This window comes from Streptomyces sp. NPDC030838 (assembly GCF_055572035.1).
Genome location: NZ_JBVIED010000003.1, coordinates 405,910 through 428,198, shown reverse-complemented (window position 1 = coordinate 428,198; position 22,289 = coordinate 405,910). Strand labels below are relative to the sequence as shown.

Genomic DNA, 22,289 nt, shown 5'->3' with positions numbered 1-22,289 from the left:
TCAAATCTGTGAGGGAGCTGTCCCGGATCGCGTTGCTTAAGGCACCGGTGTCTGCGGCGGTCTCCCGGGCTCGCGGCCCGAAGGTGACCCTGATGATCGGCACGCTGATCGTGGCGGCGTTCATTCCGCGGCAGCGGGTGGCGGATGCTCCGCAGGCGTCGGCGGCGGAGCCCGAGATGAGCGGAGCGAAGGCGTAGCCGCCGCTACAGGTTGCCCATCGGTTCGATGTCGACCCGCACCGGGGTGCCCCAGACCCGCAGCACCTCGTAGTCGGTGAACTCGTGCACGAGCCGGTACGCCATCGCCGGCCGCGACCCACGCCGCTGAGCGGCCAGATACAGCTCCGCCTCCCGCCGATCACGCCGCGGGGTCCCGCACAACTGCCACTCCTGTCCGTTCCACAGCTCCGGCAGCCACCGCTGCTGGGGCTGCGGCCGGTCACCGCGCGTGCCGTAGCGCGAGGGCGCGGTGGGGGTGGGCGCCGGGGCTGGGCCGGGACTGTTGAACTCGGCGCGGCGGGCGGCCCGGCGCCGGGTCTCGCAGAGCAGGCAGAGGTCGGGGGCGGCCTCGTCAACGGGCCCGTTCGGATGCTCGGCGCACCGGGTAGTGGGCGCGGCGGTGGTGACGCTCTCCTCCAGCAGGTCCAGCGCCCGCCGCAGGTCCGCCTTCACCTCGTGCAGCCTGGCGTCCGGGGTGTCGGCGGTGAGCGCCTCCCCGTGCTCCCCGAGGAGACGGAGGGCACGGCCTAGGGCGGTGAGCTGGGCGTGGTTCATGGGGTGGCTCCGGTTCTTGCTGGGCCTCGTTTCAGCTGCTGCGACCGACCTTGATCACGTAAATGGTGACGGTGTCGTCGTCGGGCCGATACAGCACGCGCCAGCTTCCGACGCGCAGCCGGTAGTAACCGGAGGCGCCCAGGGCGCGGGCTTCCTGAGGGCAGGCCGCGTACGTCACGAAGCGGCCTCCCGCCGGTCTTCTTCCTCCAGCTGGGCCATGAAGTCGTCGTGGGACATCGACGGGCCACCCGGGGCCGCCTCTCGGGCTCGGGCTTCGGCGATGTCGGCCTCGTCACGGAGCCGCTGAAGCTCCTCCAGCTCGCTTATGGGGATGAGCGCGGCGGCGGGCTTCCCGTACTCCGTGATCAGGATGTGCTCGTGGCCGTGTCGGACCCTGCCGACCAGTTGACCGAGCTGGTTGCGGGCTTCCACGAGCGGATACGCGTCCATGCGGAAACTGTACACACCTGCGTGTGTGTACTGCCCTGTCACGCGGGTGCCTTCTCTCGTCGTCGGGACATCGCGGCGCGGATCTCCGCCGCGCGGGCCTGGACGGTGCGGGCGGGGAGCGGTGCCCTGGAGCGGTCAGGGGCGCGTTCGCCTCGGCACGCGCTGCACCGGCCTCCTGGCAACGCCTCCGGGCGCCCCGGCAGGCCGCAGGTCGCGCACTCCAGGACACGCAGCGGCGGACGTGGGGCGGGCGGCGGAGGGAGCTTCGCGGTCAGGCGGGTGCGGAGCAGGGCGGCCGGGTGGTGGACCGCGCTCGGCAGGCCGGTGGTCAGGGCATGCCGTACGACCTCCTCGTCCGCGCCCCGCGCGAACCACTCCATGACCAGCGGAGCGAGCTGCGCGCAGTCGGTCTCGGAGAGGGAGAGGGCGGGCGTGGCACGTCCCAGGGCCGCGAGGAGGATGTGGGCGCGGGAGCGGGTGGGACGGGTTCTCGGCTCCGGTACGTCTCCTCGCGTGTACGCCGCCCACCACGCGTCGTCGCGGGCCGTACGGGAGAACCACGATCGGGTGATCCAGCGGGAGCAGCCCGAGTCCGAGGTCACGGTCTCGCGCCCCCGCCGCAAGTGGCCCGCCTCCTGAAGCCTGTTGAGCGCCGTACGGAGCGCGCACTGCCCGTACGGCAGGTGCTTGGCCAGTGTCTTGACGGAGATGTCGGCGCCGTCGGGGAGGCGGTCGATGTACGCGGCGATGGCGGCTTCGCGGGGCGGGAGGTGCGCGAAGTCGTGGTTCGTACGCGGGAGTTGTTCTGGGGCGGAGCGCTTGCCGTATCCGGGGTTGGACGTCGGGTGCGCGGGCAGAGGGGCAGCACTAGAGTGGGCGTCAGCCACGTGATCGGTCCTTGCGATCTCGTTGGTCAGGCCCCCGCAGGTGTTGGCGCACCGGGCGGGGGCTGTTGCTTGCTGCGGGGAACGCTAGACCCTCGTCACGGTGCGTGGCAAGCCGAATGCGTCACGTCAACTCGCAGGGTGGGAGGGTGGGTTGAGGCCCACCGACCATTCCTTGAAAAGACGGCTCGGAGCGCGGGACTTGAGCTTCGGGGTCCCGTCAGTCCTGCTTGAGCCCGCTCACGAACGCCCTCCAGGCCGACGCTCGGAACACGAGCTTCGGGCCGGTGGGGTTCTTGGAGTCGCGGACGGGGACGACGGTGGGGAAGTCGTGGGTGGCTTCCAGGCAGTCGCCGCCGCTGCCGCCGCTGTAGCTGGACTTGCGCCAGGTGGCGGTGTCCAGGTCGTACTCAGGGATGGTCCTCATGGGCGTAATCCTGCGCCATCCCTTCGAGCAGAGCCAGGGACTTCTCAGGTGAGAGCGCGCACGCCGCGAGAAGGTCGAAGGTGTGCCGCTGGTGGCGGACGGTGGCGGGATCGTCTTCCAGGCGGCCGGTGCCGATGCCCTCGAAGTAGACCAGCGGCGGTGCCTCCTTGAACTCCATCAACTTGATCGCGCCCTCCATCGCTGAATGAGCGCCGGCCGCGAACGGCAGCACCTGCACGATGACTCGATTGCGACGCACGAGGGCCGCGATGTGGCTCAGGCTCTCCGCCATCACCTCCGGCCCGCCGGTCACGCGGCGCAGCGCAGCCTCGTCAAGCACCGTCCACAACATCGGTTCTGTTGGATCGTCGAGGATGCGCACCCGTTCCATGCGCGCCGCCACCAGCGCGTCGATCACATCCTGCGGTGCCGTCGGCTGGTAGGCGCGGCAGACGGCCCGCGTGTACGCGGCAGTCTGGAGCAGCCCAGGGATCAGCAGAGGCGCGTACTGCCTGATCTCGGTGGCCGTGGCCTCGGCCTCCGCAGCCTCCGCGAAGTGCTCCGGATACTTCGACTTGGCAAGCGCCGCACAGTTCCGCTGGAAGAAATCGTCCGTCCCCAGAACCTCATCCAGCATCCGCGCCAACTCCGGCTGCATCCTCCGCGTCCCCGCCTCCAGCTGCCCGATGAACGACCCGCTCACGAACAGCCGCTGCCCCAGCTCCTCCTGGCTGAGCCCCGCCTTCTCCCGCGCGTGGCGCAACTCCGCGCCCAGCAGTGCGCGGGGGGATGACGACGGGTCGAGGTCCTTCGGTCCCGGCATGGCAACTCCCTGTCGTACACCTCGGATTGTTGGGGCGCCCCGTCTGGCCAGGTTAGAGACGCTCGCGCCACGCTGTGTGGCGAATCGGAAACTCAGCGTGGAGGTACGGAGCGTGCGGACAACCGAAGAGATCGTGGAATCGCTGCGGGCGGCGCTGGAGGGCGTGGGGGTGGTGCTGCCGTCGTTGTGCGTCGATCCGGTGACCGCCGCGAGTGACGAGCCGTTCGCCCTGGTCGACCTGGGGCGCTGCAACGTGCGGACCGCCGAGCATCTGACGGAGGTGCTGCGGATGGTGCCGTCGGGCGACGCGCTGCGGGCCCGGGTGCGGAAGGTGAACCGGGAGCGGCAGCGGCTTCGGCAGGAGGGGTAGATCCAGTATCCCGGTGATCGACAGCGCCTGTCACCATCCGGCGGAATGATCTTTTTGCGCGCTATGCGGATTTAGGGTCGGGGCATGAGTCAGGACAGCCACGACAGTCGAGACATCCACTCCGCACTCGCCGCCGAACTTCTCCGTATGGCGCAGGCCGATCACCGCGCCGCCGCCCAGGCCAACTCCGGCGACCCCGCCGAGCAGTTGCGGTGGCGGCGGATCACCGCGGAGCACGGGGACCGGCTGAACGAGATCATGGACGAGGTGGGGTGGCCCGCGGCTGATCTCGTCGGGGAGGAGGCCGCGCAAGCCGCGTGGCTGATCGCTCAGCATGCCGATCGGCAGCTCGATGTGCAGCGGCGGGCCCTGCGGCTGCTGGAGTCGGCGGTCGGTGACGGGCGGGCGCAGGCGCGGGAGTTGGCGTTCCTGGCGGATCGCACGCTCGTCAACGAGGGGCGGGAGCAGATCTACGGCACGCAGATCGCCGGTGTGCGGGAGGACGGTTCGCCGGTGCCGTGGCCGTGTGCCGAGCCCGACCGGGTGGACGAGCTGCGCGCCGGGGTCGGGATCGAGCCCTTCGACGCGTACGTCGCCCGGTTCCGGCCCGCCTCCTGAGCGCCCGCGCGTACGCCACGCCACCTCGTTTATGTTGCCAGCCACGTAATTCCGGCGTAGGTTTATGTGGTCGGCAACCTATTGCGAGGAGCTGGACAATCATGGACAAGCTGTTCACCCCCGTCACCGTCGGACGCCTCAAGCTGGAGCACCGTCTGGCGATGGCCCCCATGACCCGCGACCGGGCCGGGTTCGACGGGACGCCCACGGACCTGATGGCCACGTACTACACGCAGCGCGCCTCCCTGGGCCTGCTGATCACGGAGGGCACCCAGCCGTCGGAGGACGGGCAGGGGTATCTGCTCACACCCGGTCTCCATGCCCCCGCCCACGTGGCCGGCTGGCGCAAGGTCGCCGACGCCGTGCACGAGGCGGGCGGGCATCTGTTCATCCAGCTCATGCACGTCGGGCGGATGTCGCACCCGGACAACACCCCGCACCACCGCCGCCCGGTCGCCCCCTCGGAGATCGCGCCCGGGGAGCAGATGTTCACCGCCACCGGTATGCAGGACATCCCCGTGCCCCGCGCGCTGACCACGGAGGAGGTCCGCGCCACCGTGGACGACTTCCGCCGGGCCGCCGCCCTGGCCGTCGAGGCCGGTGCCGACGGGGTGGAGATCCACGGGGCCAACGGTTACCTGGTGCACCAGTTCATCGCCGAGAACGGCAACCAGCGCACCGACGAGTACGGCGGTTCGATCGAGAACCGCGCCCGGTTCGCCATCGAGGTCGCCGCCGCCGTGGCCGCGGAGATCGGCGCCGACCGCACCGGCATCCGGCTGTCCCCGGGCCTCCCCGTCGGCGGCCTGGTCGAGGGCGAGAGCGGGCCGGGCCTCTACCGCCACCTCGTCGGCGAACTCGCCAAGCTGGACCTGGCCTATCTCCACCTGCTCCACATCGGCGACGAGGAGCTGCTGCGCGACATCCGGGCCGCCTGGCCCACCGCGCTGCTGGTCAACCGGCCCGGGCGGCCGCGCGAGACGCTCGCCGCCGATGTCGAGGCCGGTCTGGCGGACGTCGTGACGGTCGGTGCCTGGGCGCTGGCCAACCCCGACCTCGTCGAGCGCGTCCGCACCGGCGCTCCCCTCAACGAGCCCGACCGCGCGACCTACTACGGTGGGGACGAGAAGGGTTACACCGACTACCCGACCCTGTCCTGACACCCAGGTGTCCGGGCACCTGGCACCGGCCAGGGACCTGGACACCGAGACCGAGCATCGAGACCGACATGACGGACCCGGCAGCGGCCGCAGCGGCCACCCCACCGGAGACGAACATCCTGGCGGGGGCCATGGAGCGGTTCCCCGTGAGCTTCGCGGTGTTCACCCTGGCCCGCAAGCACCGCGCGCTCGCCGCGGAGCTGCTGCGGGAGCACGGCCTCTACCCGGGGCAGGAGCTGATGCTGATGCAGCTCTGGGAGAAGGACGGCCAGTCGCAGAACAGCCTCGGACGGCTGCTCGGCCTGGATCACTCCACCGTCGCCAAGTCCGTCCGCCGGCTGGAGGACGCCGGTCTGGTCACCCGGGCCCGCTCCCCGCAGGACCGGCGCAGCACCGTCGTGACGCTCACGCGGGCCGGGCGGGAGCTGGAGGAGGGCGTCATGGACGTCTGGGCCCGGCTGGAGTCCCTCGCCACCGGTGAGTTGTCCGAGGCGGACAGCGAGCACTTCGTGGCCCTCGCGCGGCGTATCAGCGACCGGATCGACGCGGACGAGCCGGGTTGTCCGGAGGACGGCTGCTAGGGCCTGTCTTCCGGATCATCCCGGCGTCCCCGTCCCCGTCCCCGTCGCCGCCGCCAGCGCCGCCCGCAGCCGGCCCCGGTTCTCCGCCAGCAGGCGGGCCGCCGTCCGGCCGTCGACGCCCGCCAGGATGCTCAGGATCGCGTCCTTCACCTCGCCGTCCGAGTCGGCGAGGGCCCGGTCGATCTCCTCGTCGCCCGCTCCGGTGGCGAGGGCGACGATGCGGCGGGAGCGGGCGCGCAGCTTGTCGTTGGAGGCGCGGACGTCGACCATGAGGTTTCCGTAGGTCTTGCCCAGGCGGATCATCGTGATCGTCGAGAGCATGTTGAGGACGAGTTTCTGGGCCGTGCCCGCCTTCAGCCGGGTGGAGCCGGTGATCAACTCCGGGCCGACCACGATCTCGATGCCGTGGTCCGCGGCGGCGGCGAGCGCGCTGTCCGGGTTGCAGGCGAGCCCGATGGTCAGTGCTCCGAGCTTGCGGGCGTGTTCGACCGCGCCGATGGCGTACGGGGTGCGGCCGGAGGCGGAGATGCCGACCACCGTGTCGTCCGGCCCGAGGTCCAGCGCGTCCAGGTCCGTACGGGCCAGGTCCGCCGAGTCCTCGGCGCCCTCCACCGAGGTCACCATCGCCTGCGGGCCGCCCGCGATCAGGCCGACGACCTGGGCGGGGTCGGTGTTGAAGGTGGGCGGGCACTCGGAGGCGTCCAGGACGCCAAGGCGCCCGGCGGTCCCGGCACCGGCGTAGATCAGCCGGCCGCCGTCGGCCATGCGGGCGGCGACGGCGTCGATCGCGGCGGCGATCCGCGGCAGCTGCCGGGCGACCGCGCCGGGCACGCCGGCGTCCTCCGCGTTCATCAGCGTGGCGATCTCCAGCGTGGACAGCCGGTCGATCTCGGCGAGTTCGGGCCGGAAGGCCTCGGTGGTCAGGGTCTCCAACTGGGCTTGCAGGGTGCGCGGGTCGGGGGTGGAGGTCATGGGGGGCGGCTCTCTTCGGTACGGACGGCGTCAGTCGGTACGGATCGTGCGGTGTCATCCGCAGTCACCGGTTCATCTGCGGTGGCGGTGCGCCAGCGCCTCGTACGACGCCGACAGGGCCGGTGCCGCCGTCTCGTACGTCCGCTGCGCCACGCCGACGAACAGACAGTCCACGACGAGCAGCTGGCTGGTGCGGGACGACATCGCCGCCGGGCGCAGTTCCGTCTCCCGGGCGATGGACGTGGTCAGCACGTGGTCGGCGTACTGCGTCACGGGGGAGTCCGGCCGTCCGGTGATCGCGACGGTGGTCGCGCCGCGGTCGAAGGCGACGCGCAGCGGCTCGATGACGTCGCCCGTCGACCCGGAGTGGGTGATCGCGAGCGCGACGTCGCCCGGCCGCAGCTGGACCGCGTTGGTGACGGCGAGGTGCGGGTCGCTGTGGGCGTGGGCTATCAGCCCTATGCGCAGCAGCTTCTGGGTGAGGTCCTGGGCGACGAGACCGGACGCCCCGACGCCGTACACGTCGACGCGGCGGGCTGCGGCGAGGGCGCTCACGGCGGCGCCCAGCTGCGCGGTGTCCAGTCCGGCGGCGGTGTCGGCGAGGGTCTGCTGCTCGTCGTACGCCAGCTTCGCCACCACGTCCGCGATCGGGTCGTCCACCGCGATGTCGGTGGTGATGGCGGGCGCGCGGCCGGACTGCTGCTGGGCGGCGAGGCCGGCCAGGGCGAGGCGCAGGTCGCGGTAGCCGGGGTAGCCGAGGAGCCGGGCGGTGCGGACGACGGTGGCCTCGCTGGTGCCGGTGAGTTCGGCGAGGCCGGTGACCGTGAGCGCGGCGCAGCCGGCGGGGTCGCTCGCGACGGCCTCGGCGACGCGCTGCATGGAGCGGGTCATGGAGGGGGCGAGGGCGCGCACCTTGGCGGCGAGGGCGCCGGGTGCGGGCGGAGGGCCGCCGAAAGTTTCCTTCACATCCCTGGTCACCCCTGAAAGATATTTTCGGCTCCGACTCTTGGTCAAGAGTGCGCACAATAGGGTCATGGACCCCATCAGCCCCCTGGAGCAGGCACTGCACGCTGCGCGTGCCCTCGTGCTGGCCGATCTCGTCGCGGGCGAGGTCGCCGAAGCGGACGTCGTCTCGCTGGTGGAGGAGTCCGTCGCGCAGCGGCGCTGGTGGGTGGAGCAGTGGCCGGACGGTGCGGACTTCGTGGCCGGGCTGGTCGCCCAGGACGTGCAGGACGCGCTCCTCGACCGGTACGGCCGCTGGCCGCTGTGCCCGGTGTGCGGCTCGGGCGATCCGCACGCGCTGGACGTCGAGCCGGAGCTGGGCCCCGACCCGCACTGGGTGTGCCACAAGGCGGGCGTGAAGGTGGCGTCGATCGGCTCGCTGGGCTCGGCGACGGGCGGGATGTCGTCCTCGTGACGGTGTACATCGACCCGCCGACCTGGCCGGGTCACGGCAGGCTGTGGTCCCACCTGGTCAGCGACGTCTCGTACGACGAGCTGCACACCTTCGCCGCCCGTCTGGGCGTACCCCGGCGGGCCTTCGAACGCGACCACTACGACATCCCGGCGCACCGCTACGCCGACGTGGTGCGCGCCGGAGCCGTGGAGGTCACCAGCCGCGAGGTGGTGCGGCTGCTGCACGGCGCCGGACTGCGCCGCCGCAAGCGGCACTCACCGGCGGGTCACGCCGGCGACGCGTAGGCGATCACGCCCGCAGTTCGTAGGCGATCAGCTCCCCCTCCGCCTCCACCTGCCGGAACCCGGCCCGCGCGACGACCCGTTGCGACGGTACGTTCGCCCGCTCGACGGTGGCGAAGAGCGACCGTACGTCCGTCCTGGCCAGCGCCCACTCGGCGAGCGCGCGCAGCGCCTCGGTGGCGTAGCCGTGGCCGCGGGCGGAGGGCGCGAGGTCGTAGCCGATCTCCGCGCGGCCGTCCTCGTCCGGCGTGCCGTGGAAGCCCATGCCGCCGACCGCGCGGGAGTCCTCCTGCCGGACCAGCACGAAGAGCCCGAACTCGGGCCGGTGCACCCCGGTCTCGTACGCCTTCAGGGTCATCGCGGCGGCGTCGCGCGTGCCCTCGTACGGCCCGCCCTCGACCCAGTCGAACCCGCCGTCGCCGCCCGCGGCGAGGTCGGCGGCGGCTGCCGGGGTGACGCCCTCCAGGGTGAGGCGTCCGGCGGGGATGACGAGGTTGTTGCTCCACATCCAGTCGGTGACCGGGTCGCGGCCGGGCAGATCACCGCGGCCGGTGGCCCACAGCAGGGTCGGCCAGGGGGCGGGCCCGGGGCGGACCTCCGGGAAGATCCGGGTGAGGGCGAACTCGGCGAGCTCGGCGGGCGGTTCGTACGCCAGTCCCAGCCCTTCGGCGATGTCATGCGTGTGCAGCAGGGTCTCCGCGACGCCCATCGCGGCGAAGCCGTCGCGGTTCGCGCTGCGGAAGGGGAACGGGTGGAAGGCGCGGTCGCGGGGCGGGGTGGTGCGCAGGGTGGCCGTGAGCAGGGTGCCCACGGTCTCCACGATGTCGATCAGCCCGGAAGGGTCCGTGCCGTCCGCGACCGCGAGGTGAAACGGCGCGCGGGCGTCCATGTGCCGTCCCCGGCCGGCCAGTTGGGACGAGTAGATGAGCAGCGCACGCGCCAGATGCTCGGCCGCCTCCCGGCAACTCCACTCCAGGCGGCCCGCCTTGGTGCCGTCCCAGTCCTGCCCCGCCCCCGTCCGCAGCACCCGTGCCGCGTCCGCCACCGCTCGCTCGACGGCCTCGGCCGCCCGTTGCCCGCCCACGTCAGTCATGCCCGGCAGGCTAGGGCAGCGGGCGGGGTCAGGACGACAGGATTTCCAGCTCGGCCGTGAGGTTGTAGCGGGCGGTCGCCTCCCACCGTTCGGCCCCGTACGGGGTGTGGAACAGCCGGGGCAGGGCGAGCAGGTCGCGCAGGATCGCGGCGCGGCCCGCGCGGAAGGCGTCGGAGGGGATGAAGCCGTACTCCTCGCGCACGAGGGCCGTGTAGACGGCGTACGCGGACGGCGGAGAGGCGAGGATCGCCAGGTCGGCGTCGCACAGGACGTGCCCGTTGGCGTCGTCGTCGGCGGGGGCGTGCCCGGCGGTGAGCCGCACCAGCCGCGCCACCTCGGCGGTCCTGTCCTCCGGCAGCCCGGCCTCGGGCAGCGCCCGCTCGGCGAGCCGCGCCGACCGCTCCTCGTTCTCGGACCGCTCGGGCAGATACACGGCGTCGTGGAACCAGGCGGCCAGCCGGACCAGGTCGGGGTCGTCGGCGTACTTCTCCAGGGTGTCGATGTGGTCGAGTACGGCCGTGAGATGGGCGAGCGTGTGATAGCGCCGCTGCGGCTCCTCCCAGCGCTCCAGCAGATTGTCCGCGTACGGCAGCGGATCCGGTCCGTCACCCGGATGCCGGGCCCGTTCCAGGGACCGGCTGAAGCGGGCGCGCAGCTCCTCGCGATCGATGTCGACCATGGCGGCATTCTCCCGCGTGGAGGCGCCTGGGCCCTAGGGCCTGTCGTTTGGATCAGGCCGGCTGCACGGAACGGTGCGTCTTGGCCGACCCGAGCGGGGGCGATGGGGGTGCCCCCGCGCGAGCCGAGCGAAGCCGGTTCGAGCGTGGGGGAGCGTGCAGCTGCAAGGCGGAGGAGGGAGTCGACGCGGAGCGTCGGCGAGTGACGACAACGCGGCAGATGTGCGCGCCAGACCCCGCGACGCCGGCGTGATCCAAACGGCAGGCCCTAGCGTGGCCGCATGACTTCTGTGGATGCACACGAGGTACGGGACCCGGAGCTGCCCGGGCGGCTGCTGACGATCGAGCGGGACGCGCTGATTCCGCTGCTGCGGAGCCGGGCGGACGGGGACTTCGCGCTGCCGACGGACGCCTGTCCCGGCTGGACGGTGCGGGATGTGCTCGCGCACTGTTCGGCCGCGCTGACGCGGGTGGTGGAGAGCCGGTTCGAGCAGGGAGTGTTCTCGCCCGAGTCCAACGACCGGGACATCGCCGAGCGGGCCGACTGGACGAACGCGCAGGTCGTGGACGAGCTGGAGCGCGGGATGACGGAGGCCGGGCCGGTGATCGCCAAGTCCGGCGGGGCGCTGGACATGATCGCGCTGGGGGAGTGGGTGCACGCGGGTGACGTCCGGGAGGTGTTCGGGGAGCCCGGGGCGTACGGCGGGCCGGGGCTGCCGCACGCCCTCGACCTGCTCGCCTGGGTCACGCGGGAGAAGGGGCATGTGGGGGTGCACGCCGACCTCGACGACCGGGACGAGCCGCTGCGGCTCGGCGAGACCGGCGGCGCCCGGCCGCCGGCCCGGTTCATCGGGGCCGCGCCGACACTCGTACGGCTGTACTCGGGGCGTCCGACGGCGGGGGCGGAGTACGAGCTGGCCGGGGTGGAGGCGAGGGAGCTGAACATCTTCGGATGAGGCGGCCCCATACAGGCGTAGTCTTTGATTGGACTAGACCTCTAGCCTGACGAACGCCGACGAATTGGGGTGTCATGAGCAAGCGTGCAGTCCTGGAGGTGATCGCCCTCGACGTCGAGGACGCGGTCGCCGCCCAGGCCGGGGGCGCGGACCGACTGGAGCTGGTCACCGACATGGCCGCCGACGGGCTCACCCCGTCGACCGCCGGCTTCACCGCGATCCGCGCCGCCGTCGACATCCCGCTGCGGGTGATGCTGAGGCTCGCCGACGGCTTCGCGGCCGGAGACATCGACCGGCTGCCGGGCATCGCCCACGAGCTGCGCGGCGCCGGGGCCGACCAGTTCGTCCTCGGCTTCCTCGACGCACACGGCGGCGTCGACCTGCACGCCGTGGAGCGGATCGTCGCCGCGCTGGACGGCTGCCCCTGGACCTTCCACCGGGCCATCGACCACGCCGCCGACCGGGACGCCCTGCGCAAGCAGCTCGACGGCATGCCCGGCCTGGACACCTATCTCACCGCCGGCTCGCCCACCGACGTCGACGACGGCCTCCCCACACTCCTCACCGAGGCGGCGCGGCAGGGGGAGCCCGGGTACGAGCAGCAGATCCTGGTGGGCGGCGGCCTGCGGCTCGACCATGTGCCGCACCTGCTCGCCGCCGGAATCTCCGGCTTCCACATCGGCGGCGCGGCCCGCCCACACGGCTGGGACGGGCCGGTGTCCGCCGACGCGGTGGGGGTGTGGCGGAGGGTGCTGGACGAGGGGTGGGCCTAGGCGAGTTGCGGCGGCAGCGGTGCCGCGTGGGCCACGACGAGGCCTGACACCGCTCGGGTCAGGGCCACGTACAGGCGGCGCAGGCCGGTGCGTTCGTCGGGTTCGCCGTCGACGACCGCCTGCGGCTCGTCCAGGACCACGTAGTCGTACTCCAGACCCTTCGCGAGGGACGCCGGGACCAGGGTCAGCCGGGTCTCCCGGGTGGTCTCCTCGCCGGGTGCCAGATACGGCAGGCCCGCCTCCGTCAGGGCCTCCGCGAGCGCCGGGACGCGGGCGTCGGCGGCGATCAGGCCGATCGAGCCCTCGTTGCGCAGCATCTCCGCGCAGGCCGCGACGACCTCCGGAGTCCCGGTCACCGGGCGCAGTTCGAAGAAGCCCGGGTTCTCGCGGATCGAGGCGACCGGGGTGAGGCCCGGCGCGATGTGCGGGAGCAGCCGGGAGGCGTACGTGATGACGTCCGTCGGCACGCGGAAACCGGCCGTCAGCTCCTCGATCACCGCGTCCGCCTTGCCCAGGTGCCCCAGCGCCTCCTGCCAGCTGCGCGTCGCCCACGGTGTGGTGCCCTGCGCCAGGTCGCCGAGGACCGTCGCGCTGCCGGTGGTGCAGCGGCGGCCCACCGCCCGGTACTGCATCGGCGACAGGTCCTGCGCCTCGTCCAGCACCACATGCCCGAGCGAGTGGGTGCGTTCCACGAGGTCCGTCGCCTCGTCGATCAGGACGGCGTCCGCGGGCGACCACCTGGCCGACTTCACGCTCCTGACCGGCTTCGCCCACAGGATCGTCTTCTGCTCGTCGGTGCTGAGGATCCCGTCGGCGTGTACGGCCAGGAAGTCCGCGTCCGTCAGCAGCCGCAGCACCAGCTTCGCCGGGTCCACCGCCGGCCAGATCGCCTTCACCGCCGCCTTCACCGCGCTGTTGCGGGCCACCGCGTCCTGCACCCGGTCGTCCGGCGCCTCGCCCGCGCGCTCCATCTGCACCAGCACCGCGTGCGCGATCCGCTGCGGCAGGGCCTCGCGGGCGGCGCCGTAGCGGATGCCCCGGTCCAGCAACTCGCGGACGATGTCCTCCAGTTCGTACGCCGGGACCCGCCAGCGGCGCGAACCGCGGACCACGACGACCGGCTCGGCCGGCATCGTCACATGCGAGTAGACGGCCCGGCGCAGCACCTCCGCCATCCGCGCGTCGCCCTTCACGACCGCCGCTGCCGCCTCGTCCGTGCCGCGCACCTCGACGTGCGCCACGAGGTCGTCCACGGTGGCCTGGTGAACGGTCAACTCGCCCAGGGCCGGGAGCACTTGCTCGATGTAGTGCAGGAAGGACCTGTTCGGCCCGATGACGAGCGTGCCGGTGCGGGCCAGCCGCTCGCGGTGGGCGTAGAGGAGATAGGCGACCCGGTGCAGGCCGACAGCCGTCTTCCCGGTGCCAGGACCGCCCTGCACACACACCGTCCCGCCGAGCCCCGAGCGGACGATCTCGTCCTGCTCCGGCTGGATGGTGGCCACGATGTCCCGCATCGGGCCGACACGCGGCTTCTCGATCTCCTGCTGGAGCAGCTTGCTGGCCTGTGCCGCCTCCGCCGGGTCCGACAGGTGCTCGTCCTCGTACGCGGTCAGCTCGCCGCCCGTGTAGCCGAAGCGGCGGCGCAACCCGACGTCCATCGGGTCCTTCTTCGACGCCCGGTAGAACGGCTGCGACACCGGCGCCCGCCAGTCGATCACCATCGGATCACCGTCGGCGTCGTGCACATGCCGCCGCCCGATGTAGAAGCGTTCGCCCTCCGCGCCCTCCGCCTGATCGGCGCCCGGGGCGTGCAGGTAGTCCAGGCGGCCGAAGAAGAGCGGGGTGTCGCTGAGGTCGGCGAGGGCCTTGATCCGCTCGCCGATCTGGCGCTCCAGGATCTGGGCGTTCACCCAGTTCGCGGTGACGTCACGGATGTCCAGCGACTCCACGTCCTCGCGCATGGCGCGCAGCGCGGCACGGGACGCGGCGAGATGAGAGCGCTCGCGGGAGAGCGGGTCGGCGGGGTCGACGGTGGACAAGGGGGTGCCTCCGAAGGGACCTGCGGGGTGGGTGTGACTCCGAGATGCCGGCCGGTTTCCGTCCGGGCGGCGGCACTCCGTAAGGAGGCGGGCAAGAAGCGGAGATTTTAGATGAGCCCGGAAGCGGGAGCGAACGATTTTCGCGCGCCGCCCTTCGCGCCCCCCGCCGCGCACTGCTTCCCCCTCACGGTGTACGGCCGCCCCCGGGCCCCCTAGGGGGCGAAGACGACCGGAGGCCGATGCGGCGGTTATGTCCGTAAATCCACCATGGAGACATGAGTGCAGCAGCCATCACCCCAGCTCCGGCCCCCGCCGGGCCCCGGCCCGCCGTGGGTGCCGTCGCCGGCGACCACCGGCACCGCCTCGGCGACGCGCTCCGCGCCGTGAAGGCCTTCGCGGGCGCCGCATTCGACGTGATCATCCTCGGGGAGTACGGCGAGGAGGCGGGCGTGCGCCGCAAGTGACGGTCTAGGGTCACCGAGTGACCCGCCGTGCACGCAGCGCAACACCCTGGCTCCTCCTAGTGATCTCCCTCACGGCGTTCGCCGTGCTGTGCGTGGCCCAGCGCGTCCCGATGGCCGACGCGCTGGTCTACCAGGCGGAGGGCGAGGCGGTCCTCGACGGCCGTGACCTGTACGGCTTCACGGTCACCGAGTGGCATCTCCCGGCCACCTACCCGCCCTTCGCCGCCCTTCTCTTCACCCCCACGGCCTGGCTCCCCCCGACCGTCCTCAAGACGGCCTTCCTCACGGGCAACACGCTGCTGCTGGCCTGCCTGGTCCACCTCTCCGCCCGCCTGGCGGGCCTGCCCGCGAGACTCCCGGTGGCGTGCGCGGCAACAGCCCTCGCGCTGTGGCTCGAACCGGTCTTCCAGACCCTGCTCTACGGCCAGATCAACCTCGCCCTGGCCTGCCTGGTCCTGTGGGACCTGACCCGCCCGGCCGGCGCCCGCGGCAAGGGCGCGGCGGTGGGCATCGCGGCCGGGATCAAACTGACCCCCGCCATCTTCATCGCGTACCTGTTGCTCACAGGCCGCCGAAGGGAGGCGGCGACGGCGGCGGGGGCGCTGGCCGGGACCATCCTCCTCGGCACCCTGTTCCTCCCCGCCGCCAGCGCCGACTTCTGGCTGCGCCGCCTTTACGCGACCGAGCGCGTCGGCAAGCCCTGGATCGTCGACAACCAGTCCCTCCAGGGGCTGATCGCCCGAGCGCTGGGCGACCCGACCCCGGGCCCGGCGTGGTGGCTCCCGGCCCTACTGACGGCGGCGGCCGGCCTCCGGCTGGCGACCCGCACGCCCGACGACCGCCACGGCATCCTCCTCACCGCGATCACCGCCCTCCTCATCTCCCCGATCAGCTGGTCCCACCACTGGGTGTGGTGCGTCCCGCTGATCGCGGTACTCATCGCTGACGGCCACCCCCGCCTGGCGGCGCTGGTGACGGCGGTCTTCACCAGCCGCACCCTGTGGCTGGTCCCCCACAAGGGCCCCCTGGACCTCCACCTCCCGTGGTGGCATCAGCCCCTGGCGTCGCCGTATCCGCTGCTGGGGCTGGCGGTGCTGGTGCTGCTCCGGCCTCAGCTCTCCGCCAGCAGCTCGTCCGCGTCCACGATCCGGTACGCGTAGCCCTGTTCCGCGAGGAAGCGCTGGCGGTGGGCGGCGAAGTCCTGGTCGATGGTGTCGCGGGCGACGACGGAGTAGAAGTGGGCCTGGTGGCCGTCGGACTTGGGGCGCAGGACGCGGCCGAGGCGCTGGGCCTCCTCCTGGCGGGAGCCGAAGGTGCCGGAGACCTGGATGGCGACCGTGGCCTCGGGCAGGTCGATGGAGAAGTTCGCGACCTTGGACACCACCAGCACGCTGATCTCGCCCTGTCGGAACGCGTCGAACAGCTTCTCCCGCTGGGCGTTCGACGTCTCGCCCTTGATGACCGGCGCGTCCAGGTGTTCGCCCAGCTCGTCGAGCTGGTCGATGTACTGCCCGATGACGAGGATCTGCTGCCCGGCGAACCGGCGCACGATCGCCTCCGTCACCTTCCGCTTGGTGTCGGTCGTCGCGCAGAACCGGTACTTCTCCTCCGCCTCGGCGGTCGCGTACGCCAGCCGCTCGGAGTCGGTCAGGTTCACCCGCACCTCGACGCAGTCGGCCGGGGCGATATAGCCCTGCGCCTCGATCTCCTTCCAGGGCGCGTCGAACCGCTTCGGCCCGATCAGCGAGAACACGTCCGACTCGCGGCCGTCCTCACGGACCAGGGTGGCCGTGAGGCCGAGGCGGCGGCGTGCCTGGAGGTCGGCGGTGAACTTGAAGACGGGCGCCGGGAGCAGGTGCACCTCGTCGTAGAGGATCAGACCCCAGTCCCGGGAGTCGAACAGCTCCAGGTGCGGGTAGACGCCCTTCCGCTTGGTCGTCAGCACCTGGTAGGTGGCGATCGTGACCGGGCGGATCTCCTTCTTCGTCCCGCTGTACTCGCCGATCTCGTCCTCGGTCAGCGAGGTCCGCTTCACCAGCTCGTGCTTCCACTGCCGGGCGGAGACGGTGTTGGTGACGAGGATCAGCGTGGTCGACTTGGCCTGGGACATCGCCCCGGCCCCGACCAGCGTCTTGCCCGCGCCGCACGGCAGCACGACGACGCCGCTCCCGCCGTGCCAGAAGTTCTCCACCGCCTGCTTCTGGTACGGCCGCAGCGCCCAGCCGTCCTCGCGCAGCTCGATGGGGTGCGCCTCGCCGTCGACGTACCCGGCGAGATCCTCCGCGGGCCAGCCCAGCTTCAGCAGCACCTGCTTGATCTGCCCGCGCTCCGAGGGGTGCACGGCGACCGTGTCCGGGTCGATCCGCTCGCCGACCAGCGGCTTGATCCGCTTGGAGCGCAGCACCTCCTCCAGCACCGGCCGGTCGGTGCTGGTCAGCACCAGCCCGTGCGCCGGGTGCTTGACCAGGCTGAGCCGCCCGTAGCGGTCCATCGTCTCGGCGATGTCGACGAGCAGCGCGTGCGGCACGGGGTAGCGGCTGTACTCGACCAGCGCGTCCACCACCTGCTCGGCGTCGTGCCCGGCGGCCCGCGCGTTCCACAGCCCGAGCGGCGTCACCCGGTAGGTGTGGATGTGCTCGGGCGCCCGCTCCAGCTCCGCGAACGGCGCGATGGCCCGACGACAGTCGTCGGCCTGCTCGTGGTCGACCTCCAGGAGCAGGGTCTTGTCGGACTGGACGATCAGCGGTCCGTTCACGTGCGTACATCCTTCCGCGCGGCCAAACGTCCAGTGTGCCTGATCCACCGCGTGGGCGGCCGGTCCAGTCGACGACCTGGCGACGACTCCCGACGTCTGGTCCTACAGGATGTCTATTCAGTCGTGCGGGTGGCGCGATAGGGCCGTACGGCGGAGTTCTGCGAAGAATGGCGCAGTGTGCAGACCCTGACACGTACGCCGCCCCCGCCGACCGCCACGCTCGGGTACGCCCTCTTCGCCACGCGCTGGCTCCAGGCTCCGCTGTACTTCGGTCTGGTCGCCGTGCAGGGGGTCTATGTCTACAAGTTCTTCAACGAGCTGTGGACGTTAATCGTCCGGTGCGTGAGCGGGCGGGCCGACGAGACGTACGTCATGCTCGCGGTGCTGAAGCTGGTCGACGTGGTGATGATCGCCAACCTGCTGATCATGGTGATCGTCGGCGGCTACGAGACCTTCGTCTCCCGCATCGACCTTCAGGGCCACCGGGACCAGCCGGAATGGCTCTCGCACGTCAATCCCAACGTGCTCAAGGTCAAGCTGGCCACCGCCATCGTGGGCATCTCGTCCGTGCATCTGCTGCAGATGTTCGTGGACGTGGACCACACCGCCCACCACTCCCTGCTGTGGGGCACGGTGATCCACATGGCGTTCATCGTCTCCGCCGCGATCCTGGCGTACATGTCGGGGCCGATGCTGGCGCGCACCGAGCACCCTCTCAGGGAGCACGGCCACCGGCGCGGCACACCCGAGCCCGAGCCCGAGCCCGAGCCGACGGCCGGGCCCGAGACCCTGCCCCTGCCCGCCCAGGCCGGCCCGCCCGCGCGGGAGGCGCATGCCGAGGAGCGGATCCGGGCCGCCGGGTTCCCCGTCCGCAAGCAGCTGGAGGACTTCGACACCGGCCACCCCCGCGCCTTCGACCGGGACACCGTGGCCCGGCTCGGCAAGCTGGACTTCGTCGCCGCCCGCCGCAACGTGCTGTTCACCGGCGCCCCCGGCACCGGCAAGACGCATCTCGCGATCGGGCTCGGGCTGCGGGCCTGCCAGGCCGGGCACCGGGTGCTGTTCGCGACCGCCGAGGTGTGGGCGGCCCGGCTGGCGGAGGCCGAGGCCGCGGGGCGGCTCACCGAGGAACTGGCCGGCCTCGACGACGTCCCCCTCATCGTCGTCGACGAGGTCGGTTACCTCCCCTTCGACGCGGACGCCACGCGCCTGCTGTTCCGCCTGGTCGCGCACCGATACGAGCGCGGCTCGGTGATCGTGACCAGCGACCGTCCGCTGGAGCGCTGGCACGAGGTGTTCGACGGCCCGTCCGTCCCGGCGATGGTGGACCGCCTCGCCCACCACGCCGAGACCGTACGGCTCGAAGGGGACAGCTACCGCACGCGCCGGGCTACTTCAGCGTGGGCAGAGCGATCGTATTGATCAGCGGTCCTTCGACGTTCACCGCCTCGCTGAGCAGCGGCTCGCCCCCGGCGGCCGGTCCGGCCGGCAGCGGCAGCGGCAGTGCGGCCTGGGCGGCGGAGGCCTGCGAGGTCAGGGCGCCGACCAGCGCGGCGGCCGAGATCAGCGCGGCGAGGGAGACGGCGACCGCGGCGGAGCGGGTGGAGCGGGTGCGCGGGGGGAGTTTGGGACGCATGAGGGCGTAAGGCCTTTCAGCGGATGTGAGAGGGACGCGGGGTCGGCGGGCCGGTCCCGGGGACTGACGGAACCGGCCCGGGGTGCGCGGGACGGTGGATCAGACCTGCGGCGTCTCGACGACGAGTCCGGCGACGTCGATGCTGATGGCGGCGGCCTGGGTGGTCATGGCACCGAACATCAGAGCGACGGCGGACAGAACGGCGGCCACACGACGGGCTGCGCGCATGGAGGGACTTCCTTTCGGCTGTGCCGGCCCGAGCCGCTGGTCGGGCGGCTCGGGGCGCTGTCAGGACAACCGGTGGCTGCCCGCCGCCTCCCCCCGGAATGCGACAGGCCCGGCAAGCTCCCTCATGGGTGGGAAAAGCCCGGCGTGGCGTGCATGAACCGGGGCGTACACCCGTACGGGTGATTCCCCCGCCCCCGGCTCAGACCTCGTCCTCCGCCAGCTCCGCCACCCCCGTGATCCGGTGCAGTGGATACGTGCGGACCTCGTCCGCGGTGTGGTCGTACGCGGTCACGAAGCCGCCCTCCACCCGCACCGGCGCGATGACCCGCTGGCTCGCGGCGCCCTCCGCGTTCACGTAGCCGATCCACAGGGACTGCCCGGTGAGGACGGCGGCCTGCATGGTGGCGAGGGTCTCGGCGGAGCTGGTGCGGGGCAGGGCGCCGGGCGTGGCCGGGGAGGAGGCGCCGCCCTCGCTCGGCTTGCGCGGCGTGGTGGCCGCCAGGTCGCCCGCCTTGATCGCGCGGATCGCGGCGGCGAGGAGCGTCGCGTCGGGCGTCGGCGGCCCCTCCGGCACCGGCTCGGGGGCGGCGCGCGGCGGGGTGCGGTGGGCGTGCGCGCGGGTGATCAGTACGTCGCCCTCGGCGGACTCGGCGGCCGGGGCGAAGCCCAGCGCGCGCAGCCCCTCCAGCAGCGTCGCGGGGTCGGCCTCGGCCGCCAGCACGGTCGGCGCGAGCCGGCGCAGCCGCAGCCCCGCCGACCGCTTGTCGGCCAGGATCTCGCTGAGCAGCGCGTCGTCGTCGCAGCGGACGTACGCCGAGGCCGCGCCGACCCGGAGGTGGCCGTGCCTGCGGGCCACGTCGTCGATCAGATACGCGAGCGGCTGCGGCACCGGCGTGCGGGAGTGCTCGGCGAGGAAGGCGTGCAGGTCGGCGGCGGTCCGGCCGGCGTCCAGGGCGCGGCGTACCGAGGCGGGCGTGAAGCGGTAGACGGTCGCCCCGCCCTTGGACTCCACCTCCGCGAGCACGCCCAGCGTCTCGGCCAGCGGACGCTGGAGCGGGCCCGGTGCCACGGCCGTGAGGTCGGCCTGGAGGAGGACGTGATCCAGCGGCTCGGGCAGCAGCGGGGCGAGCAGGCGCGTGGCGGCAGCCGTGGCCGTGGCCTGTTCGGCGGGGGAGAGGGGTTCGAGGGTGGGCACTGGGTGACGGTGGTGGTGCACGGGGAGCTTGTCGCCGGGCCCTTCCGGCTCGGGCGCCGGGGCGCGCTCCGGCGCGTGCGCGGGCGCCCCCAGCAGGGCCCGCCCGTGTCCGGACAGCGCCCCGCGTCCCGTCACGCCCAGCAGCTCCGCCTCCGACAGCGCCCACTGCGCGAGCCGGGCCCGCAGGTCGTCCTCGGTGTCCCGGCCGCCGCGCGAGGGCCGTTCCCAGCGCAGCCGGGCGAGCACCGACTCGGCGTCGGGCGCCGCGCCCTCGGGCAGCCCGGCGAGCAGACCGAGCACCCGGTGCCGTACCTCCGGCGCGGCCGAGCGGTCGAGGCCCGGGCCCAGCGCCGACAGCGTGCGGTCCTTGGCGTCCCGCCCGCCGATCAGTCCGGCCGTGCGGGTGGCCGCCAGCCAGGCCTCGGCGAGCCGGCCCCAGCGCTCGGCGGCGGGCCGCTCCCGCCACTCGTCGTAGGCGGGGGTGGCCGCGTACCGCTCGTCGGCCTCCCCGTCGGAGGCGATCAGCCCGGCGGCGTAGGCCAGCTCCACCCAGAACGCGGCGACCGGCTCGGAGACGTCCAGGGCGACAGCGGTGCGCTTGAGGTCGCGCACGCTCAGCCCGCCGGCCCGCAGCACCGCGGGGCCGCCCTCGTCCCACTCCTTCAGCAGCTCCTCGACGGTGGCCAGCGCGGTCAGCGCCTGCCCGGCCGCCGTCGCGTCCACAACCTGTGGACGGTGGACGGCCGCGGCCTCGACGGCGGGCGGCACCGGCTCGGGCCGCCGGTGGGCGCGGCCGGCCCGCAGATGCAGAGCGACCTCGCGAGGGAGGACAACGGTCCCGGGCGCCGTCGGCAGCAGCAGTCCCCGGTCCAGCAGCCAGCGCAGATGGGGCGCCGGATCGGCCGTGACCTGGCCGTACGGCGGGCCCCACACCAGCCGCTCCAGCACGTGCAGCGACTCCTCGGGGGCGCCGTCGAGCAGCGCCCGCATCCGGGAGCGGTCGGTGAACAGCGCGGTGAGCGCCGCCACGGCGGAGACCGAGTCGTGCGTGGAGGGCAGCCCCGCCGCGGTCACGATCTCCTGGATCCGGCCCGGCGACATACCCGCCGTCGCCTCCTGGACCGTGGGCCCGAGGCCGGTCGGCGAGGGGTGCTGGGGGGAGGGCGCGAGCAGCTCCCGGGCGGTGCGCACCAGCCGCAGCCGGTCGTCGTCGCCCCAGACCAGCGCCTGCTCGCGCAGTACGCCCAGGGCGCGCGGCAGCGCGGCGGCCACGGCCGGATCGCCCTCGTCGCCCGCCATCAGGCCGAGCAGCTCCGGGTACGACGCCGGATCCGCGGCCACGGCCAGCGCCTGCGCCGTCTGGAGGGTGAACCGGTCCAGCCGCTCCAGCGCGCGGACCACCGAGGCACGGGTGCCCGCACGGGTGGCCAGCTGGGTCAGGTCCGTGGGCACGGGCGTGATGAGGTCGGGACGGCTGCGCAGGAGCGCGGCCAGCGAGGCGTCGTCCCGGGCGCGGAGCGCTTCCGCGAGGGACCGGGGGGCCGCGGGCTTCTCCTCGGTGCTCATCCGGTCAACGGTAGCGGGTGGCGGGCCACGACAGCAGGCGCTGTGCGCGGGCCGGCGAGCGCCCGCCGGGCGAACGGAACGTGTCACAGATGGCCCCGCGATGAATTCCGCACGGACGATTCCGGCACCACTGGCAACACTCCGCCCGCAC

At 72.7% G+C, this 22,289-nt stretch carries 26 protein-coding genes; 11 read left to right on the top strand and 15 right to left on the bottom strand.

What is annotated here, in order from left to right:
* Positions 1-203 precede the first annotated feature (203 nt).
* The 6 genes from ACZ42A_RS12465 to ACZ42A_RS12440 form a co-directional block, all read right to left on the bottom strand.
* Positions 204-773, bottom strand: a complete 570-nt coding sequence (locus tag ACZ42A_RS12465; RefSeq protein WP_468527141.1) for a hypothetical protein — start codon at positions 771-773, stop codon at positions 204-206.
* Positions 774-804: 31 nt separating this feature from the next.
* Positions 805-951 (bottom strand): type II toxin-antitoxin system RelE family toxin, encoded by a 147-nt coding sequence (locus ACZ42A_RS12460; RefSeq protein ID WP_468527140.1) that lies wholly within the window; start codon positions 949-951, stop codon positions 805-807.
* Complete coding sequence (locus ACZ42A_RS12455) at positions 948-1,223, bottom strand: type II toxin-antitoxin system Phd/YefM family antitoxin (RefSeq protein WP_468527139.1); 276 nt, start codon at positions 1,221-1,223, stop codon at positions 948-950. Before ACZ42A_RS12455 ends, ACZ42A_RS12460 begins: the two co-directional genes overlap by 4 nt.
* A gap of 38 nt (positions 1,224-1,261) precedes the next feature.
* Positions 1,262-1,825 carry a hypothetical protein gene (locus tag ACZ42A_RS12450; protein ID WP_468527138.1) on the bottom strand — a complete coding sequence of 188 codons (564 nt, stop codon included), beginning with the start codon at positions 1,823-1,825 and terminating at the stop codon, positions 1,262-1,264.
* 502 nt (positions 1,826-2,327) lie between these two features.
* On the bottom strand, positions 2,328-2,534 hold the full coding sequence (locus ACZ42A_RS12445) for a DUF397 domain-containing protein (protein WP_468527137.1): 207 nt from the start codon (positions 2,532-2,534) through the stop codon (positions 2,328-2,330).
* Positions 2,518-3,357 carry a helix-turn-helix domain-containing protein gene (locus tag ACZ42A_RS12440; RefSeq protein ID WP_468527136.1) on the bottom strand — a complete coding sequence of 280 codons (840 nt, stop codon included), beginning with the start codon at positions 3,355-3,357 and terminating at the stop codon, positions 2,518-2,520. Before ACZ42A_RS12440 ends, ACZ42A_RS12445 begins: the two co-directional genes overlap by 17 nt.
* Positions 3,358-3,469: 112 nt before the next feature.
* On the opposite strand from ACZ42A_RS12440, the gene ACZ42A_RS12435 reads away from it, so the two are divergent.
* The 4 genes from ACZ42A_RS12435 (at position 3,470) to ACZ42A_RS12420 (ending at position 6,086) form a co-directional block, all read left to right on the top strand.
* Positions 3,470-3,727, top strand: a complete 258-nt coding sequence (locus ACZ42A_RS12435) for a hypothetical protein (protein WP_468527135.1) — start codon at positions 3,470-3,472, stop codon at positions 3,725-3,727.
* Positions 3,728-3,811: 84 nt separating this feature from the next.
* Positions 3,812-4,345 carry a DUF6624 domain-containing protein gene (locus ACZ42A_RS12430; protein WP_468527134.1) on the top strand — a complete coding sequence of 178 codons (534 nt, stop codon included), beginning with the start codon at positions 3,812-3,814 and terminating at the stop codon, positions 4,343-4,345.
* Between the two features lie 101 nt (positions 4,346-4,446).
* Positions 4,447-5,505 (top strand): alkene reductase, encoded by a 1,059-nt coding sequence (locus ACZ42A_RS12425; RefSeq protein ID WP_468527133.1) that lies wholly within the window; start codon positions 4,447-4,449, stop codon positions 5,503-5,505.
* Between the two features lie 68 nt (positions 5,506-5,573).
* Complete coding sequence (locus ACZ42A_RS12420; RefSeq protein ID WP_468527132.1) at positions 5,574-6,086, top strand: MarR family winged helix-turn-helix transcriptional regulator; 513 nt, start codon at positions 5,574-5,576, stop codon at positions 6,084-6,086.
* Positions 6,087-6,101: 15 nt separating this feature from the next.
* On the opposite strand, the gene murQ is transcribed toward ACZ42A_RS12420, so the two are convergent.
* Together murQ and ACZ42A_RS12410 are read right to left on the bottom strand one after the other, a co-directional pair.
* Positions 6,102-7,058, bottom strand: a complete 957-nt coding sequence (gene murQ, locus ACZ42A_RS12415) for an N-acetylmuramic acid 6-phosphate etherase (protein WP_468527131.1) — start codon at positions 7,056-7,058, stop codon at positions 6,102-6,104.
* Positions 7,059-7,130: 72 nt separating this feature from the next.
* Complete coding sequence (locus ACZ42A_RS12410) at positions 7,131-8,036, bottom strand: MurR/RpiR family transcriptional regulator (RefSeq protein ID WP_468527130.1); 906 nt, start codon at positions 8,034-8,036, stop codon at positions 7,131-7,133.
* A gap of 55 nt (positions 8,037-8,091) precedes the next feature.
* Between ACZ42A_RS12410 and ACZ42A_RS12405 the strand changes: the two genes are divergently transcribed.
* Together ACZ42A_RS12405 and ACZ42A_RS12400 are read left to right on the top strand one after the other, a co-directional pair.
* Complete coding sequence (locus ACZ42A_RS12405; protein ID WP_468527129.1) at positions 8,092-8,475, top strand: hypothetical protein; 384 nt, start codon at positions 8,092-8,094, stop codon at positions 8,473-8,475.
* Positions 8,472-8,759 carry a DUF4031 domain-containing protein gene (locus tag ACZ42A_RS12400; protein ID WP_468527128.1) on the top strand — a complete coding sequence of 96 codons (288 nt, stop codon included), beginning with the start codon at positions 8,472-8,474 and terminating at the stop codon, positions 8,757-8,759. Before ACZ42A_RS12405 ends, ACZ42A_RS12400 begins: the two co-directional genes overlap by 4 nt.
* Positions 8,760-8,763: 4 nt before the next feature.
* Here the strand turns inward: ACZ42A_RS12400 and ACZ42A_RS12395 are convergent, their stop codons facing one another.
* Both ACZ42A_RS12395 and ACZ42A_RS12390 read right to left on the bottom strand, forming a co-directional pair.
* On the bottom strand, positions 8,764-9,849 hold the full coding sequence (locus tag ACZ42A_RS12395) for a GNAT family N-acetyltransferase (protein WP_468527127.1): 1,086 nt from the start codon (positions 9,847-9,849) through the stop codon (positions 8,764-8,766).
* A gap of 28 nt (positions 9,850-9,877) precedes the next feature.
* Positions 9,878-10,528 (bottom strand): HD domain-containing protein, encoded by a 651-nt coding sequence (locus ACZ42A_RS12390; protein WP_468527126.1) that lies wholly within the window; start codon positions 10,526-10,528, stop codon positions 9,878-9,880.
* Positions 10,529-10,807: 279 nt separating this feature from the next.
* On the opposite strand from ACZ42A_RS12390, the gene ACZ42A_RS12385 reads away from it, so the two are divergent.
* Positions 10,808-11,482, top strand: a complete 675-nt coding sequence (locus ACZ42A_RS12385; protein ID WP_468527125.1) for a maleylpyruvate isomerase family mycothiol-dependent enzyme — start codon at positions 10,808-10,810, stop codon at positions 11,480-11,482.
* A gap of 74 nt (positions 11,483-11,556) precedes the next feature.
* Entirely contained in the window at positions 11,557-12,255 is a 699-nt protein-coding gene (locus ACZ42A_RS12380; protein ID WP_468527124.1) for a copper homeostasis protein CutC, read from the top strand.
* Here the strand turns inward: ACZ42A_RS12380 and ACZ42A_RS12375 are convergent.
* Positions 12,252-14,216, bottom strand: a complete 1,965-nt coding sequence (locus ACZ42A_RS12375) for a HelD family protein (RefSeq protein WP_468527294.1) — start codon at positions 14,214-14,216, stop codon at positions 12,252-12,254. The genes ACZ42A_RS12380 and ACZ42A_RS12375 overlap by 4 nt on opposite strands.
* 353 nt (positions 14,217-14,569) lie before the next feature.
* Here ACZ42A_RS12375 and ACZ42A_RS12370 point away from each other — a divergent pair, with 353 nt between their 5' ends.
* Entirely contained in the window at positions 14,570-14,758 is a 189-nt protein-coding gene (locus ACZ42A_RS12370; RefSeq protein ID WP_468527123.1) for a hypothetical protein, read from the top strand.
* A gap of 17 nt (positions 14,759-14,775) precedes the next feature.
* Complete coding sequence (locus tag ACZ42A_RS12365) at positions 14,776-15,918, top strand: glycosyltransferase 87 family protein (RefSeq protein WP_468527122.1); 1,143 nt, start codon at positions 14,776-14,778, stop codon at positions 15,916-15,918.
* On the opposite strand, the gene ACZ42A_RS12360 is transcribed toward ACZ42A_RS12365, so the two are convergent.
* Positions 15,870-17,513 carry a DNA repair helicase XPB gene (locus ACZ42A_RS12360; protein WP_468527121.1) on the bottom strand — a complete coding sequence of 548 codons (1,644 nt, stop codon included), beginning with the start codon at positions 17,511-17,513 and terminating at the stop codon, positions 15,870-15,872. The genes ACZ42A_RS12365 and ACZ42A_RS12360 overlap by 49 nt on opposite strands.
* Before the next feature lie 177 nt (positions 17,514-17,690).
* On the opposite strand from ACZ42A_RS12360, the gene istB reads away from it, so the two are divergent.
* On the top strand, positions 17,691-18,935 hold the full coding sequence (gene istB, locus ACZ42A_RS12355) for an IS21-like element helper ATPase IstB (RefSeq protein ID WP_468527120.1): 1,245 nt from the start codon (positions 17,691-17,693) through the stop codon (positions 18,933-18,935).
* Here the strand turns inward: istB and ACZ42A_RS12350 are convergent.
* The 3 genes from ACZ42A_RS12350 to ACZ42A_RS12340 form a co-directional block, all read right to left on the bottom strand.
* The gene (locus ACZ42A_RS12350; RefSeq protein ID WP_468527119.1) at positions 18,904-19,149 is read right to left on the bottom strand and encodes a hypothetical protein; all 246 of its coding nucleotides are present in this window, start codon (positions 19,147-19,149) and stop codon (positions 18,904-18,906) included. The two genes, istB and ACZ42A_RS12350, sit on opposite strands and share 32 nt — an antisense overlap.
* Positions 19,150-19,248: 99 nt before the next feature.
* Positions 19,249-19,377 carry a hypothetical protein gene (locus ACZ42A_RS12345; protein WP_468527118.1) on the bottom strand — a complete coding sequence of 43 codons (129 nt, stop codon included), beginning with the start codon at positions 19,375-19,377 and terminating at the stop codon, positions 19,249-19,251.
* A gap of 199 nt (positions 19,378-19,576) precedes the next feature.
* Positions 19,577-22,138 carry a helicase-associated domain-containing protein gene (locus ACZ42A_RS12340; protein ID WP_468527117.1) on the bottom strand — a complete coding sequence of 854 codons (2,562 nt, stop codon included), beginning with the start codon at positions 22,136-22,138 and terminating at the stop codon, positions 19,577-19,579.
* Positions 22,139-22,289 lie beyond the last annotated feature (151 nt).